This window comes from Bradyrhizobium sp. WSM3983 (genome assembly GCF_000473045.1).
Lineage (GTDB): Bacteria > Pseudomonadota > Alphaproteobacteria > Rhizobiales > Xanthobacteraceae > Bradyrhizobium.
This window is the reverse complement of sequence record NZ_AXAY01000017.1, coordinates 180,673-194,898: the sequence shown is the minus strand read 5'-3', so window position 1 is coordinate 194,898 and position 14,226 is coordinate 180,673. Positions and strand designations below refer to the sequence as shown.

Annotated in this window: 12 protein-coding genes; 6 read left to right on the top strand and 6 right to left on the bottom strand. The window is 60.3% G+C overall.

Translation table 11 applies throughout. The annotated features are described in order from the left end of the window. The coding region (gene groEL, locus YUA_RS0124435; protein ID WP_027533039.1) for a chaperonin GroEL at nt 1–813 on the top strand (813 nt) is incomplete at its 5' end. Nucleotides 814–1,999: 1,186 nt separating this feature from the next. Here the strand turns inward: groEL and YUA_RS0124425 are convergent. From YUA_RS0124425 to YUA_RS51870, 3 genes are read right to left on the bottom strand one after another with little or no spacing between them, the layout of a single operon-like run. After that, nucleotides 2,000–3,283, bottom strand: coding sequence for an FAD-binding oxidoreductase (locus tag YUA_RS0124425; protein ID WP_027533037.1), 1,284 nt, complete (start codon nt 3,281–3,283; stop codon nt 2,000–2,002). Between the two features lie 33 nt (nt 3,284–3,316). After that, nucleotides 3,317–3,613 (bottom strand): IS66 family insertion sequence element accessory protein TnpB, encoded by a 297-nt coding sequence (gene tnpB / locus YUA_RS52705; RefSeq protein WP_084292832.1) that lies wholly within the window; start codon nt 3,611–3,613, stop codon nt 3,317–3,319. Then, complete coding sequence (locus YUA_RS51870; protein ID WP_245285250.1) at nt 3,610–3,867, bottom strand: hypothetical protein; 258 nt, start codon at nt 3,865–3,867, stop codon at nt 3,610–3,612. Before YUA_RS51870 ends, tnpB (YUA_RS52705) begins: the two co-directional genes overlap by 4 nt. A gap of 899 nt (nt 3,868–4,766) precedes the next feature. Here YUA_RS51870 and YUA_RS0124410 point away from each other — a divergent pair. Together YUA_RS0124410 and YUA_RS0124405 are read left to right on the top strand one after the other, a co-directional pair. Beyond that, entirely contained in the window at nt 4,767–5,555 is a 789-nt protein-coding gene (locus YUA_RS0124410) for a hypothetical protein (RefSeq protein ID WP_027533035.1), read from the top strand. Between the two features lie 477 nt (nt 5,556–6,032). Continuing rightward, entirely contained in the window at nt 6,033–8,396 is a 2,364-nt protein-coding gene (locus YUA_RS0124405; protein WP_245285254.1) for an LPS-assembly protein LptD, read from the top strand. A 30-nt stretch (nt 8,397–8,426) separates the two neighbouring features. Here the strand turns inward: YUA_RS0124405 and YUA_RS51865 are convergent, their stop codons facing one another. Next, a complete protein-coding gene (locus tag YUA_RS51865; RefSeq protein ID WP_245285253.1) occupies nt 8,427–8,573 on the bottom strand; it encodes a hypothetical protein in 147 nt (48 codons plus the stop codon). A gap of 1,344 nt (nt 8,574–9,917) precedes the next feature. Between YUA_RS51865 and YUA_RS52700 the strand changes: the two genes are divergently transcribed. Together YUA_RS52700 and tnpB (YUA_RS52695) are read left to right on the top strand one after the other, a co-directional pair. Then, on the top strand, nt 9,918–10,067 hold the full coding sequence (locus tag YUA_RS52700; protein WP_035971824.1) for a transposase: 150 nt from the start codon (nt 9,918–9,920) through the stop codon (nt 10,065–10,067). 241 nt (nt 10,068–10,308) lie between these two features. Next, nucleotides 10,309–10,464 (top strand): IS66 family insertion sequence element accessory protein TnpB, encoded by a 156-nt coding sequence (gene tnpB / locus YUA_RS52695; RefSeq protein WP_084292830.1) that lies wholly within the window; start codon nt 10,309–10,311, stop codon nt 10,462–10,464. A gap of 249 nt (nt 10,465–10,713) precedes the next feature. On the opposite strand, the gene YUA_RS0124390 is transcribed toward tnpB (YUA_RS52695), so the two are convergent. Further along, nucleotides 10,714–12,285, bottom strand: a complete 1,572-nt coding sequence (locus tag YUA_RS0124390) for a S10 family peptidase (protein WP_027533033.1) — start codon at nt 12,283–12,285, stop codon at nt 10,714–10,716. A gap of 176 nt (nt 12,286–12,461) precedes the next feature. Here YUA_RS0124390 and YUA_RS50195 point away from each other — a divergent pair, with 176 nt between their 5' ends. Next, nucleotides 12,462–12,734 carry a hypothetical protein gene (locus YUA_RS50195; protein WP_156947218.1) on the top strand — a complete coding sequence of 91 codons (273 nt, stop codon included), beginning with the start codon at nt 12,462–12,464 and terminating at the stop codon, nt 12,732–12,734. A gap of 678 nt (nt 12,735–13,412) precedes the next feature. Here YUA_RS50195 and YUA_RS0124380 read toward each other — a convergent pair. After that, nucleotides 13,413–13,718 carry a hypothetical protein gene (locus YUA_RS0124380; protein ID WP_027533032.1) on the bottom strand — a complete coding sequence of 102 codons (306 nt, stop codon included), beginning with the start codon at nt 13,716–13,718 and terminating at the stop codon, nt 13,413–13,415. Between the last annotated feature and the right edge of the window lie 508 nt (nt 13,719–14,226).

Genomic DNA, 14,226 nt, shown 5'->3' with positions numbered 1-14,226 from the left:
GGCTTCGGCGATCGCCGCAAGGCCATGCTGCAGGACATCGCGATCCTGACCGGCGGCCAGGCGATCTCGGAAGATCTCGGCATCAAGCTCGAGAACGTCACGCTCAACATGCTCGGTCGTGCCAAGAAGGTGATGATCGACAAGGAGAACACCACGATCGTCAACGGCGCCGGCAAGAAGGCCGACATCGAGGCGCGCGTGGCCCAGATCAAGGCGCAGATCGAGGAAACCACCTCGGACTACGACCGTGAGAAGCTCCAGGAGCGTCTTGCCAAGCTCGCTGGCGGCGTCGCGGTGATCCGCGTCGGCGGCGCGACCGAGGTCGAGGTGAAGGAGCGCAAGGATCGCGTTGATGACGCGATGCATGCGACCCGCGCCGCGGTCGAGGAAGGCATCGTCCCGGGCGGCGGCGTCGCCCTGCTCCGTGCCTCCGAGCAGCTCAAGGGCCTGCGCACCAAGAACGACGACCAGAAGACCGGCGTCGAGATCGTGCGCAAGGCGCTCTCCGCGCCCGCTCGCCAGATCGCGATCAACGCCGGTGAAGACGGCTCGGTGATCGTCGGCAAGATCCTCGAGAAGGATCAATACGCCTATGGCTTCGACTCCCAGACCGGCGAGTACGGCAACCTTGTCACTAAAGGCATCATCGACCCGACCAAGGTGGTCCGTACCGCGATCCAGAACGCAGCCTCGGTTGCCGCGCTGCTGATCACCACGGAAGCCATGGTCGCCGAGCTGCCCAAGAAGGGCGGCGCCGGTCCGGCGATGCCCCCGGGCGGCGGCATGGGCGGCATGGGCGGGATGGACTTCTGATCCAGCCATTCAGGCAAACGACGGAATGCGAAGCCCCGGCAGCGATGCCGGGGTTTTTGTTGTGTGCCAACCAGGTTCGACAACTCTGCGGAGATCAACCTGCTTGGCGCATATCGAACATCTGCCGAGTCCAGGGCGGGCGGCCGGCTCCCTGCGCCGAATAATTTCGTCGCGTGCTCATCTCAATCGACCTCCTTTTCGCAGAGCCACTGGCATCATCCATATACCGCAATCTTACGATCGTTCTGCCAAAGCTCGACCGCGTGGTCGGTTGCAAGTTTCCGCACGCGCTCCGTGGCGGTCCCTTCATCCGAACAGAGAAACTCGACAAAGCCTACGAGATGCCCGTCTCGTGTGACCATGTAGGCCGTGTACTGTTCCATGCAAGCCACCTCTCCGCGTTGTCCGTTCAGAGCCTACTTGGCACACTGCTCCGGACAACGGCATTCCCTCGATCGCGCTGCCATAGTTTCCAAGGAGAACTGACGCCACGACCGATCGTCGGGTCGGACGTTCCCGTAAGCTGGCAACTCATATGGCCCGCAATGGTTTACTCTTTGAAGCAATGAGTACGTCTGCATAGCCCATTGCAGCACGGAGCTCGTGCGCTGACTGATTCCGCTCCTGCATCACCGAGCCTTGGATGGTGATGGTGTGCCGACCGACGCAACTTACGTGCCGGTGGCGAAAACAGCTGGATCGACAGACCCTTCGCATCCGTGTGCGTAGCGTCAGCTCACGGACAATGGTACGAAAGCTGACAAAATCACAAAGATCGCGCCATGTGCTGTCAGCGTCCACAAGGGCCTCCTGGAATTCATGCTTAAACCGAACGCGTTTTGCATTGCGCTATCCTAAAATCCATGGCGTGTGGGCACAGAATCATCGGTAGCAAAGCCGACGTCCAGTTTCATCGAGGGGGAAAACATCGCTGATCCGCTTGATTGACTTGCGGAGATCAAGCAGTTTTTGGACTGTCGCGACCGGCGTCGGCTCGTTCCTTCTTTCAAACTGGTGAGCACGTTGAGAACGGTGTCGGCAGTTCGAACATGTGATCGGCATCTTACGTAGGCGATCGAGCGAGATTGCCAGTAGCCCTCTCCGAGGCCGGCAGAGTTGCACTACGTCCCGCGAGAAGCCAGCATGTGCCTTGCGCGGAGCTCGCGGACCAACGAGAATTGACGGGTCAGAGCCGGGCTTCGGTCAAATGAACGAGTTGCGCCCCGATGCGATAGAGCGCCTCCCGCGTGGTGCGGAAGCGCGGCTCCTCCACCGGTGCGATCGGAAGCGGAAGATCTTTGTCCCCAACCTGCCCTAGCACATAGGATGCGAGCACGCCGCCGAACACAGTGCCTGGCGCAATTCCACGGCCATTGTATCCATTGAATCCAATTACGTTGCGGTCCAACTTGTGAAAGCGGGGTAGGTTGTCCGAGGTCATACCGATCGTCCCGAACCAACCGGCCTCGAATTCGATGTCGGCGAGCTGAGGAAACAGCTTGGCGAGCGACCGGATGGCCCACGCCCTGTGCACTGCTGCACTGCTCCGCTCAAGAGCACCGATGCTGCCATAAACGAGTCGACCTGCACGGTCGAAGCGAAATGAACTGAGCACCTGTTTCGTATCCCAGGCTCCCTGGCGTTTGGGCAGGATCGATGCTCTTAAATTATCCGAGAGAGGTTGGGTCGCAAAGTTGAAGTAAGGCAGTTGGATCTGCTCCTGCCGGACCTGCGACCAGGGTCCGCGCGCGTAGGCATCGGTGGCAACAATCACCCAATCTGCACGCACAGATCCGGCTGCCGTATTGACCTTCCAGCGCGAGCCGCCGTCGCTGGCGGTGAGAGCAGCACTCCGAGTGAATATTTGCGCGCCCGCAGCAAGCGCGGCACGAGCCAAACCACGAACATAGGCCAGCGGCTGAATTGTGCCAGCGCGTTTATCCAGCAGTGCACCGGCGTAGTCGCCACCGCCGATCCTCCGGCGTGTCTCCTCGGCATCGAGGATCTCGACCGGCGCACCACGTCGCTGCCATTGTTCAGCACGAGCCTTGATTTCTTCCAATCCCCTGCGTCCGACTGCACAGTGCAACGTGCCCGTCGGCTCTTGCTCGCATTCAATGTCATGTTGCGCGATAAGATCGAACACCAGTCGCGGCCCATGACCGAGCAGATCGATCAGGCGCTCCCCAAGGGTTTGTCCCAGCGTCGCTGCGAGAGTGTCCGGCATGACCCACATACCGGCATTCACGAGACCGACATTGCGTCCGGAGCCCCCGAAGCCGATCTCAGACGCCTCGAGGACAGCGACGCGCGCTCCTCCTTCAGCAAGATGGAGAGCGGACGAAAGCCCGGTATATCCGCCACCGATGACGAGGACATCGACGTCCATCTCGCCAGCCAGACGAGCGGTCTGAGGTGCATGCGGAGCCGTCAGTTCCCAGAGTCCGTGCGATGTCGGATCCCCTTGCATCAGGCGAACTCCCTCGGCTGCAATTGTCCGTCGTCAGCAACGCCCCGACAAGGCGCCCCGAGCTCCGAGGCCGTAGCCTAGGAACTCCGGAAGTACCGCGCAAGCTTGCGAACAAGCCGCGGGACGGAGGGTCAAATTTTGGCCTGTTCGATCCCAGACCAAAATCTTGATCCGGTCCGCTCGTTTCGATCGGAACACGAAGGCTGCGTCGCTGAACGGGTCGAGACGAAGCATCTCCTGCACCTTCGTCGCAAGCTCATCGTGGCCAAAGCGGAAGTCGATCGGCCGCGTCGCGATGTAAATCTTCAGATCGGCACCGGCCGCGATCATCGTGACGCTCGCACTGCACGGATCACCCGGCGCAGCTGCTCGCCATCTATGGCTGTGTCCGTCCGCAGCACGACATCGCCGATCGCGATCTCAAGCTTGTTCGCCGGAACGTGACGCTCCTCCAACGCATCTTCCACGACCAGCGGTGCGAATGTCGACTGCGATGCCTCGCACGGCGACAACATGCCTCGCTGTCGAAAGCGTCGTCGCCAATCGTAAATCTGCCAGCGCGTCGCTCCGTGCTTGCGCGCCACCTCGGACACCTGGGCACCAGGTAGCACTCTCGGCGACAATCCGGGCTCTCTCAGCCTCCGAACGCACACGGCGTCCCGACGGTCCTTCGAGGACCTCCAGCCGGCTTACCGACCCTACCGGCGAGCCGTCCAAAGAGACGCCCTTTTTGCTGTCCAATCCCATCCAAACCTCCGTTCCAAGCCGGAGGCTTCTTCGCACATTCATTCTAACTCTGAATCCAGGGTATCGGCTTCGCGCTTACGGACAGTCAAGCTGGGTGTCAGTTTTTCCGTCCGGCTGGGTTTGCGAGAGAAAGGTGTCGGAGGGGCGGTGGATTCGACGCTGACGAGCCCGTTGGTTCCGGCGGCCTCTTGTCGCGCGAACCGTCGCTGCGGCTTCGCTCGCGCGGCAGCTGCCATCGATGCGATCGAGAGCCGCTGGTCCGCGGTCTGGTCTACGAACTCCTCGGATCGGATACGCGTACCGGCCGAGAAAGCATGTCAACTGGCAACCAGCGTGCTTTCACAGTCGCTGGTGCACGTATTCCGACGCACCGGCACCGAATTTGTCAGGTTCGAGACAAGTATCGATGTCTCGAAGGCGCGCACATGCCACGAAAGAATTCGCAAATCTGCATCGTGTAAGAGGCACGGCGCTTGCTTTTGTTCACGGCGTCGCCACCCGAGTTTTGGGGGGCGTCGACCATGTGGTGACGCTCACATATGGCGTCGTTTTTGCTCACGAGAGAAACAAAGACGTTGGCAGCTTTTGGGGTCATTGACATCTGAGCCACCGGCGAGGGGAGCGACTAGTCGTCGGCGATCGCCCGCTACGATCGGCGTTGGATTCCTTAGCTATGCTAGTACATAGGCCAATTCCACGATACCAATGTTTGCCACACCTGTATTTGGCGGGATTCATGTTGCTCGTCGCCGCGTCCATGTTGGTGGCCAGCATACCTGGTGCGCTGGCCACGGACTCGGATGACCGCGGTCCGACGAGTTCTCGAGCAAAGATCCTAGCGCTGAACATTCTGGATTACAGACAGGCGAAACGACGCCCTGTGTTGACCAAACCCGTCATGGACCTTTTCTGTATCGATCGGGCCAATGCTCCGCTGGGTACCGCCAGCGTTCCATCACTCTCGTGTCTTGGCCATGGGACTGAGTCGCGGCCCAGCAATGAGAAACCAAACTGCACTCGCCACATTCTAAAACACTGCGTGGAGGATCAAATTGCCGAATTTGTTGGAATAGGAGTTGTCGGGCAGCAGCGTCCGAAATTCTATGCGGATGGGCTTACCACTTTTGTCCTGATATCTACTTTCGCTTCCGTCGGAATCCATACATTTACATCATCCGACGGCACCAAGATTACCTACACCATGATCATGGCCTTCAATGCCAGCCGCGACGTCTTTGGACCTCAAGTGTATATGGACGCAGACAATAAAGCTGTGATGTGCGCGATCTCGTCCTCGGACACGCAAACAATCTCCGGATTCCGGCATTCTTTGGCTGACGCGTTCGTCAAAGAGGCTGCCGATCCCGGCAGAGGGCTTCCTCGCGTAACGGTCGAACGATCCTTTGCGGATGACTGGGCCGCCAAGGCTGCGAATGGCATTATGAGCCGTTGTCTGCTTGCGAAAAATGGCGAAGGCGCTCCAATAATGATAGCCGCTCATGATCAGGGTCTTAACTTTTATTGAGTTCAGGCTGGTTGGAACACCGTTTCCAGGGGAGCTACATGCAACCAAAGACGTGAGTGATGCCTGCTGTTGCGTGATGGCAACGTGCACGCGCGTTGTAATTCATCTCGCTTACGGGCCGCGTTAACGCTGGCCGAGAGCGCGGTTTGTTGTCGTGGCGATCCGCGTCCGATCTGAGGCGTCAATGTCGCGAACCCCACGGTATGACGGCAGGGTTCGCCAACGTCACCAAAGATGCAATGGCACGTCGATTGCTTCAGATGCGAGGCATTCCGTTACGTCGATGACGGTTCGCAGCCCCTTTAACGGCTCAGATGGAACCTCGTCCGATTGATTCAGACTATTGCGATGATGGCGCTGTCGCGTGGATCGTACGGCGCGATCGTTAGCTGGGATTGTTGCGGTGGTCGGCAGGAGCGCCTTACCGAGCTCGCGGAGTGTGTATGCGTGATCGCTCGTCGCCGAAGTTTAAGACTTATCATCGCGGGTGTTATTACTACTTGCGGCGTTATTGCGCCCGCGACAGCATGGGCGCAAGCGTTTATCTACAATCAGCACCAATCGCGAGCTGCCCGGCCGAAAGTGATTGGCGACAACCACATGCTCGTTCAGGCGACCGAGGTCGATTACGACTACAACAACAGCCGCATCTCGGCCGTCGGCAACGTCCAGCTGTTCTACAACGGCACCAGCGTCGAGGCCGACCGGGTCATCTACGACCAGAAGACCAAGCGGCTCCATGCCGAAGGCAACATCCGCATGACGGATGCCGACGGCAAGATCACCTATGCCGAGATCCTGGATCTCTCCGACGACTACCGCGACGGTTTCGTCGATTCACTGCGCGTGGACACCGCCGACCAGACCCGCATGGCCGCGACCCGCGCCGACCGCTCCTCCGGCAACTACACGGTGTTCGAGAACGGCGTCTACACGGCTTGCGCGCCGTGTAAGGACGATCCGAAGAAGCCTCCGCTCTGGCAGGTCAAGGGCGCCCGCATCATCCACGACCAGCAGGAGAAGATGCTGTATTTCGAGACGGCGCAGCTCGACTTCTTCGGCGTGCCGATCGCCTACATGCCCTATTTCTCGACGCCCGACCCGACCGTGAAGCGCAAGACCGGCTTCCTGATGCCGGGCTTCACCTCGAACACGCCGTTCGGCTATGGCGTCGAAATCCCGTTCTACTGGGCGATCGCGCCCGACATGGACGCGACCTTCAGCCCGCGCATCACCTCCAAGCAGGGCGTGCTGTTCCAGGCCGAGTTCCGCCAGCGCCTGCCCGATGGCGCCTACCAGGTCCGCGTCTACGGCATCGACCAGCTCGATCCGGGCTCGCTCGCAGGCCAGCCCGGCGATCGCCAGTTCCGCGGCGCCGTCGACACCAAGGGTCAGTTCGCGCTGAACGACAAGTGGGTCTGGGGCTGGGACGGCGTGCTGCTGTCCGACTACTTCTTCATGTCCGACTATCGGCTCGCCCAGTACAAGGACCCGTTCGGATCGATCCAGTCGCTGCCGACGGAAGCGATCTCGCAGCTCTATCTGACCGGTGTCGGCAATCGCAGCTTCTTCGACGCGCGCGCGATCTACTATCTCAGCTACTCGGGCAACCAGAACCGGGTCCCCGTGGTCGCTCCCGTGATCGACTACAGCAACGTGATCAACAGCCCGATCCTGGGTGGCGAGTTCAGCTACAAGACGAACTTCGTCAACCTGACCCGCGAGACCGCGTTGTTCGATCCGATCACGACGCTCGCCAACACCAACAGCCTATGCACGACCGCCTCCGCCGATCCGATGGCACGCTTGCCGTCGCAGTGTCTGCTGCGCGGCATGCCGGGCACCTACACAAGGCTGACGGCCGAGGCGCAGTGGCGCAAGTCCTACACCGACCCGCTCGGCCAGATCTGGACGCCGTTCGCCAGCGTCCGCGCCGATGCCATCAACGCCGATATCTCGAACCAGCCGGGCGTTTCCAATTTCCTGCCGGTCGGCGACACCCAGACGGTCCGTCTGATGCCGACCGTCGGCCTCGAATACCGCTACCCCTTCATCAATGTGCAGCCGTGGGGCACGACGACCGTCGAGCCGATCGCGCAAGTCATCATCCGGCCCAACGAGCCCGGTGCCGGCAAGCTCCCGAGCGCGGACGCACAAAGTTTTGTGTTCGACACCAGCAACCTGCTCGCGGTCGACAAGTTCTCCGGCTACGATCGCGTCGAAGGCGGCAGCCGCGCCAATGTCGGCGTGCAGGCCACCACGCAGTTCGACCCCGGCGGCAGCATCAAGGGAATGTTCGGACAGTCCTACCAGATGTTCGGGATGAACTCGTTCGCGGTCGCCGACGTCACCAACACCGGCATCGACTCCGGCCTGCAGAACCCGCGTTCGGATTATGTCGCGAGCCTCGACTATTCGCCCAACCGCACCTATACGTTCAGCGTCCGCTCGCGGATGGACGAGGCGACCTGGAACATCAACCGGTTCGAGGCCACGGCGAGCGCGAATTTCGACGGCTGGTCGGTCGCCGTGACGTATGGCGATTACGCAGCGCAGCCGGAACTCGGCTACCTGACGCGCCGCGAAGGCATTCTCACCAGCGGATCGGTCAAGATGGCGTCGAACTGGGTGGTTCAGGGCGCGGCGCGCTGGGACCTTGAAGCGAACATGATCAACCAATATGCCTTCGGCGCGGGCTTTGTGGACGACTGCTTCGTGCTGGCGGCAAGCTACGTAAGTTCCTACAACTACTCTGTTGGTTCGGCACCGCCCGTGCTGAACAAGACCTACCTGCTCACCATCGGTCTACGAACGATCGGGGTAAATTCGGTCAATTTTTGAGCGACGGTGTCACTGCTGAAGAGGAACAATTCACAGTTGATGCAATTCCAGATGACACTCGGCCAGTCGAATGTTCAGCGCTTCGCAAACGGTCTGCGCCTCCACCTCTCTCTGGCAGTGTATCAACCCGTCGTCAGCATACCGGCACCACCTGAGTTCAGGGAACGTTCGTGCCATCCAGAGATCAAATGTATTGTGCATGAAGAGATTGGCGAGCATCGGGCTCACTCACTACTCCCCCTTGCGGGGTGCCGCAGCTTCGCTCGACGACAGCTCCATCCTCTTGCACAATCGGCGCTGTCAGCCATCGTTCGATGTAGAGCAACGCCCACTCGCACTTTACATGTTTCCAGACAGCCTGCAGCAGAAGCTCGTGGTCAATGTTGTCAAACAGCCCCTTGATCGAACTCTAGAACCCAGTTGTACTTTCAGCAACGCTTGCGCGTGACGCCTACGGCATCAAGAGCCGATTTGCCGGGCCTATAACCATAGGAATCCGTCAGAAAGATTGCGTCCAGCGTTGGTTCAATGAGTTGTTTAGCAACTGTTTGTGCCACGCGATCCGCCACCGTTGGCACACCCCGAGGATCCTTTGGCCTCCGCTCTGCTTCGGAATGGAGACGGCACGAACAGGTGGCGGGAAGTAGGCCCCAGAGCTCATTCGAGTCCAAATCTTGTAGAGGTTAACCGATCGCGTATTTGCCGGAACGCCGCAGACTTGCTCGACACCTTCAAAACGCGGGCGCTCACGACGCGACGTGCTGCATGAGCAGCTATGGGCGGGTTGCGCTGTCCCCTTCTGATCCTATGCTCCTCGTCGCCCAGGGCTAACCGGGCGTTGCAACGTCCCTTTTCAAACGAGGGGTAGTGCAATGCAACGGAAGCTGATCTCGAAGAAGGAGCTCAAATCGGTCTATGGCATCCCGTATTGTTTCGCGCACATCGCGCGGCTCGAAGTAGCCGGCCAATTCCCCAAGCGCGGGTAGTGCTCCGTGCTTGTCGCGTAGCGTGGGTGGTGGAAGAGGTGGAGGCCTCGATTGAGGAGAGAGTCGCGAACCGCGCTTTGACATTTCCTTCTTAGAAGGGCAGAGCCCCGGCCGTCCAACGCCGGGGCTCTTCATTCGAGCAGCGCAGTGGCGGCGAGGCTGAGCTGGCAATCCGCACAAATTCTTTTCCGCTTTCGCGGTATAGCTACAGCTGCATTCTGGACAGCAAATAAGTGCTTCGAGCATCCGGCCCGCTGGAGATAGCCGGCAGCTCCCCGACCAATCTGGGTACCTACGAACGCATGCGTGCTGTTGAACGTCTCCAGCACCTTCCCGCACGCCGGGCAACGATATTCACCACTTGAGCCAGACAAGGAATCCAGTTCGAGGCGTCGAAAACCTGCGCGGCATTCTCGTATACGTCACATCACTCTTCCTCGTGTCCGTCCGGTGGAGTCCGGCGGAGGCCGCCTTGTGTAGATTGCGAGGCGGCCTGAGCATTTGACCTAAGTCTAGCTTTAAGGTCACATCGGGAATGCAGGACAATGTGGTTGGGACCGAGCGTCGGCGGCGATGGAGTTACGACGAGAAGGTCCGCCTTGTCGAAGAGACCTTGCAGCCCGACGAGACGGTCTGCGGCGTGGCACGCCGGCACGGGGTGGCTCATAGCCTGCTGTTCACCTGACGTCGACAAGCGCGCCAGGGGCGACTGGGCGGAGATGCTGCGCCTGCTCTTGTTCCCGTCGAGATCACGCCTGTGGCGGCTCCGATCTCGAGCAGCGCGCCACCAACCGACGTCTTCACCGCCTGCGCAGCGTGCAAGAGCTGGAATCATCGAGATTGAGTTCGGCGGCGGCTGTCGTGTTCGTTGACCGTGACGTGGATGTTGAGGCGCTGCAGCAGGTTCTTGAGCTCTTGCGACGACGATGATCCCGATTCCGAGCGGCGTCAGGGTCTGGATCGCCACTGGCCACACCGATATGCGTCGCGGCATGCGAAGCTTGGCTCTCACAGTTCAGGAGAGCCTGAAGCGCGATCCTCATTTATGTGTCGGGCGAGATTATGTGGCGAAGTCGCCTTAACGCCAGCCAGGGCCGGCCACGGCTGGATTCCTCCGCCACATAATATTTCGTGCCTCTGGTGCGGACGCGGAATCATCCCCTTGCGCCGTAACGTCGGAGGGGCAACTTCGCTAAGGCTCGCAAGCTCGCGGGTCTTGCCCATGGCAAGCCCCTGCGCCCCCACGATCTCCGGCACCAATTCGCGGTGACCAGGCTCAGGCTTTGGCACCAACAGCGCGCAGATGTTCAAGCGCTGCTGCCTTTACACACCTACTTCATCATCGCTTCGACCTCGGCACGAAAGGCCTGGCGCGAGGTGTCGCGTGAATAGAACATGTGGCCGCCCGGATAAACCGCGAGTTTGACCCGCGGCGCCGACGCAAAGGGCGGCAACTGATCGAGCGCCAGCTTCGAGCCGAAATAGGGCGTAACAATATCGAACAGGCCGTGCCCGACCATCACGTTCATCTTCGCATCCGTGGCAAGGATCTCGCGCAGCTCTGAAAGCGACTCCGGTAGGCTCTGGTGGCCAAAATCCCAGGCCCGTGTGACCGCGCGGTTGAGCAGTTGATACGAGCCGTCCGGCCGCCAGTTGAGCTTGCGCGTCAGGACATCGACGGCGGCACTGCTCAACGGCGCCGCTAGCGCATCGCCCGAGGGATCGCCGAAGCGGTAGCGATCCGAGTCTGGATAGGGATCGAGGCCGCGCACCGAGGCGTCATAACCGCCGGTCACCTTGCCGCTCTTGCGGTCGAACTCGCGGCGGAATTCGCCGCGGTCAAAGCGCCCGGCGAGCCGTCGGCTTACGGCCTGGTCAATGCCGGTCAAAGCGGCGACCTTGTCGGCGAGACGGTTGGTGGCCTCCTTGTCTGCTTTGCCCTTGACGAGGTCGGCCAAAAATTCGCCACGCGCGTAAGCTTCGACATCGGCGAGATCGGCGCGTTTGATCGCCCCCCTGTCCTCGCCCTTGGCTTCGCGGGCCACCGCGACATAGCTTGGCAGCATTGCGACAAATCCCAGAAGGCTCGTGCCTGTGAACTCTCGGTAGTCGAACAGCGGCGAGAGCAGGATCAGGCCCTTCACGCCGACGCCCTGCTCCATCTGCAGATTGCGCACAACCTTCGGTCCGCGAATGCCGCCATAGCTTTCGCCCGCGACATATTTCGGCGAGGAGAGCCGCTCGTGCTTCTCGAGCCAGCGGCGGATCACAAGCGCGATTGAACTGGCGTCACCATCGACCGAATAGAACTGCCTGGCCACATTTTCGCCCGTCGCCACGAAACGGCTATAGCCAGTACCGACGGGATCGATGAACACGAGGTCGGTGAAATCGAGCCACGTCTCGGCGTTGGGCCTGACCTCGGGCGAGGCCGACGCTGCGACGGTTTCCGCATCGATCGGCAGCCGCCATGGCCCGGCACTGCCGAACTGCAGCCAAGCAGAGGATGACCCGGGGCCGCCGTTGAAGAGGAACGTCACCGGACGCGTGGCGCGATCTGTGCCGTCGAGCTGATAGGAGGTGTAGGCGATGTCGGCCTGCGGCTCGCCCTTGTGGTCGAACACGTGGATCGAGCCCGCGGTCGCGATGAAACGAAGCGTCCGCCCGGGCAGCTCCAGCGTCTGTTTGATGGTGGAATCCGGCGGCAGGCGATGCTGCTCGGCCCCCGATGGGGAAGTCGGCGCGCTGGCGCTGTGCGCGCCGGGCCCGCCCTTCTGGCCGACCGGCGTCGGGACGTCGGGACGCGGCGGCGGATCGTCGGCGCGGGCGCTCCCCATCACGGTGCACGCAAGTAGGGCCAGCGCGAGAGGAATGTGGCGCAGCGCGGTTAAATCGAACAGCATAGAGTTTTCTCCCCAGTCCGGCCGCACCTTTCTGTCGGCGGCCGATTGCGACGGTTTAAGGTTGCGGGACAGCCTGGACTGTCGTGGTTCTGCCTTATGTTGCACTAGGCGCATCTACCAAACGGCTCTCTTCAGTTAGCTACGAGTCGGGAACAACAAACCTACCAAGTCTAGTAGTGGCCTCTATTCCTGAGGGCACGGGCCGCCTGCGCAATGGCACAAAGCCTACCCCATTCGGCTTCCGGCATTTCAACGAGTTCGCGCGCCGTCACCGGGCCGATCTCACCGTCAAACACACCGGCTTCGATTATCCGTCGCAGTCTTTCGCTGCAGGTCAAAGTGTGGCCCCACTTGATTCCACCTCACGGCAGCTTGGCTGTGTTTCGGCATGGAATAAGGATCCCGTATTCGGGGTGATCGGCATCCAATCGAATTTGAATGCCGACTGACAGCCTGGGCATGAGCTCGCTAATCGGATTGGCATGAGGAAGGCAAAAGTTCCCGTTGCGCGGAAAGCCGCGCTAGCTTCTTCACTGCATCCGGCGCGACGGCAAGTTGTTGACTGGAATCAGGCGAGGAAAGCCTGATCTTAGTTGTCAGCTCCCGATCCGGGCAGCCGGACTGGCGATGGGCTGCCGGAACGTGCTGTGACGACCTCAGTCATGGGGTGGCGGCTCGACCGTACTCCGCTGCAGAGCTTGAGGCGTCCGCCCCGAGCATCACCATTCTGCGCTGCGCGACCTCTATAAGCGATAGCATCAGCAGGTCAGGGCGCACCCAACGCTTGGCTGACAATACAATCATCCGCGCTCGCCGGGAGAAATCAGAAAGATCACTTGACAATCAATCCAGACAAATCGCGAATTGAAAAGAACGTCGTGTTGGAGCGCAAACTCGAGGAGCTCGCGGAGCTTTCTTCTGCGGTAACACCGAGGAAAAATGCTTCCGCGCGTATGCCGAACAGCAACTCATTTTAGTGGACGACCCGCAGGGGGCGCTGACAGCTTGATGCAGCAATCAACTTGATTGCTTGCTGCGGGGCATTCGCGCCGGGATCGAACTAAACACGAAAAAAACCTCCGGCCGCCTGCCCGCGACCGGAGGTTTGCCGATAAGAGTTGCCCGCGTTAGTGGCGCTTGCCGGGGGTCGGCGAGCCGCCGACCGAGGTATCGTCAGCTGCCCCCTTGTTCGGAGCGATTCCTGTGGTGCCGGCTGCACCCTTTGTGCTCTTGACCGGCTTCATACCTACCTTTCGGTCCGCATCGCCGAGCTGAGCGGTCGAATCCTCATCATCGCTCATGCCCCCCTGTATGCTCTTGCCTTGCATGCCGCCGCGGCTCTTGGCGTCGGTCGAAAGGTCTCGCGCAAGCACTTGGCCTGCAAGCAAAGCCGAAAGGACACATGCGACTACAGAGGTCTTCACCAACTTCATCATCTCTCCTGGACTTGTTCGCGATTGAACGATTCTATCACTCCTACGCCATTCGCTTTCACCGGATCGTTCAACGCGTCAACACTGCGAACGGCGCCGTCGGCAAGAAACGTGATTCTTGTGGTCATCGTTTAGAGATTTTGAGGCGATTTCGCGGAGTTACCTTCCTATCGGCGGTGCATCGAGCATCTGCGCAAGCAATTGAACTGCCGGACCGAGATTTCCAATGTCAGGGGCCATGATCGGCACCGGAGGAAACTTCTTGGTATCCGCCGATGACCTATGATTTTTAGAGGCGGATACGAGCATGCAGCCGCTTGCACAATCTCACCTCAGGCTGGTCCGAAGCAACAATGCAGCAAAAGGCCCTACGAGCCAGTTCATCGAGAATTGCCGCCCTAGTCCCACCTGCGGGCGTCGGACTGCATATATGTGAACGCAAAGGACACGCAGGCTTTATATCGTCTGACCTGGCCCGATCGTACGGTGAGGTTCTTGGCAGCATAAA

Excerpts from the sequence above, each read along its gene's own strand:
- YUA_RS0124425 (WP_027533037.1), bottom strand. The coding sequence starts at position 3,283 with ATGCAAGGGGATCCGACATCGCACGGACTCTGGGAACTGACGGCTCCG.
- tnpB (WP_084292832.1), bottom strand. The coding sequence starts at position 3,613 with ATGATCGCGGCCGGTGCCGATCTGAAGATTTACATCGCGACGCGGCCG.
- YUA_RS0124410 (WP_027533035.1), top strand. The coding sequence starts at position 4,767 with ATGTTGCTCGTCGCCGCGTCCATGTTGGTGGCCAGCATACCTGGTGCG.
- YUA_RS51865 (WP_245285253.1), bottom strand. The coding sequence starts at position 8,573 with ATGGCACGAACGTTCCCTGAACTCAGGTGGTGCCGGTATGCTGACGAC.
- YUA_RS52700 (WP_035971824.1), top strand. The coding sequence starts at position 9,918 with ATGCAGGACAATGTGGTTGGGACCGAGCGTCGGCGGCGATGGAGTTAC.
- tnpB (WP_084292830.1), top strand. The coding sequence starts at position 10,309 with ATGATCCCGATTCCGAGCGGCGTCAGGGTCTGGATCGCCACTGGCCAC.
- YUA_RS0124390 (WP_027533033.1), bottom strand. The coding sequence starts at position 12,285 with ATGCTGTTCGATTTAACCGCGCTGCGCCACATTCCTCTCGCGCTGGCC.
- YUA_RS0124380 (WP_027533032.1), bottom strand. The coding sequence starts at position 13,718 with ATGAAGTTGGTGAAGACCTCTGTAGTCGCATGTGTCCTTTCGGCTTTG.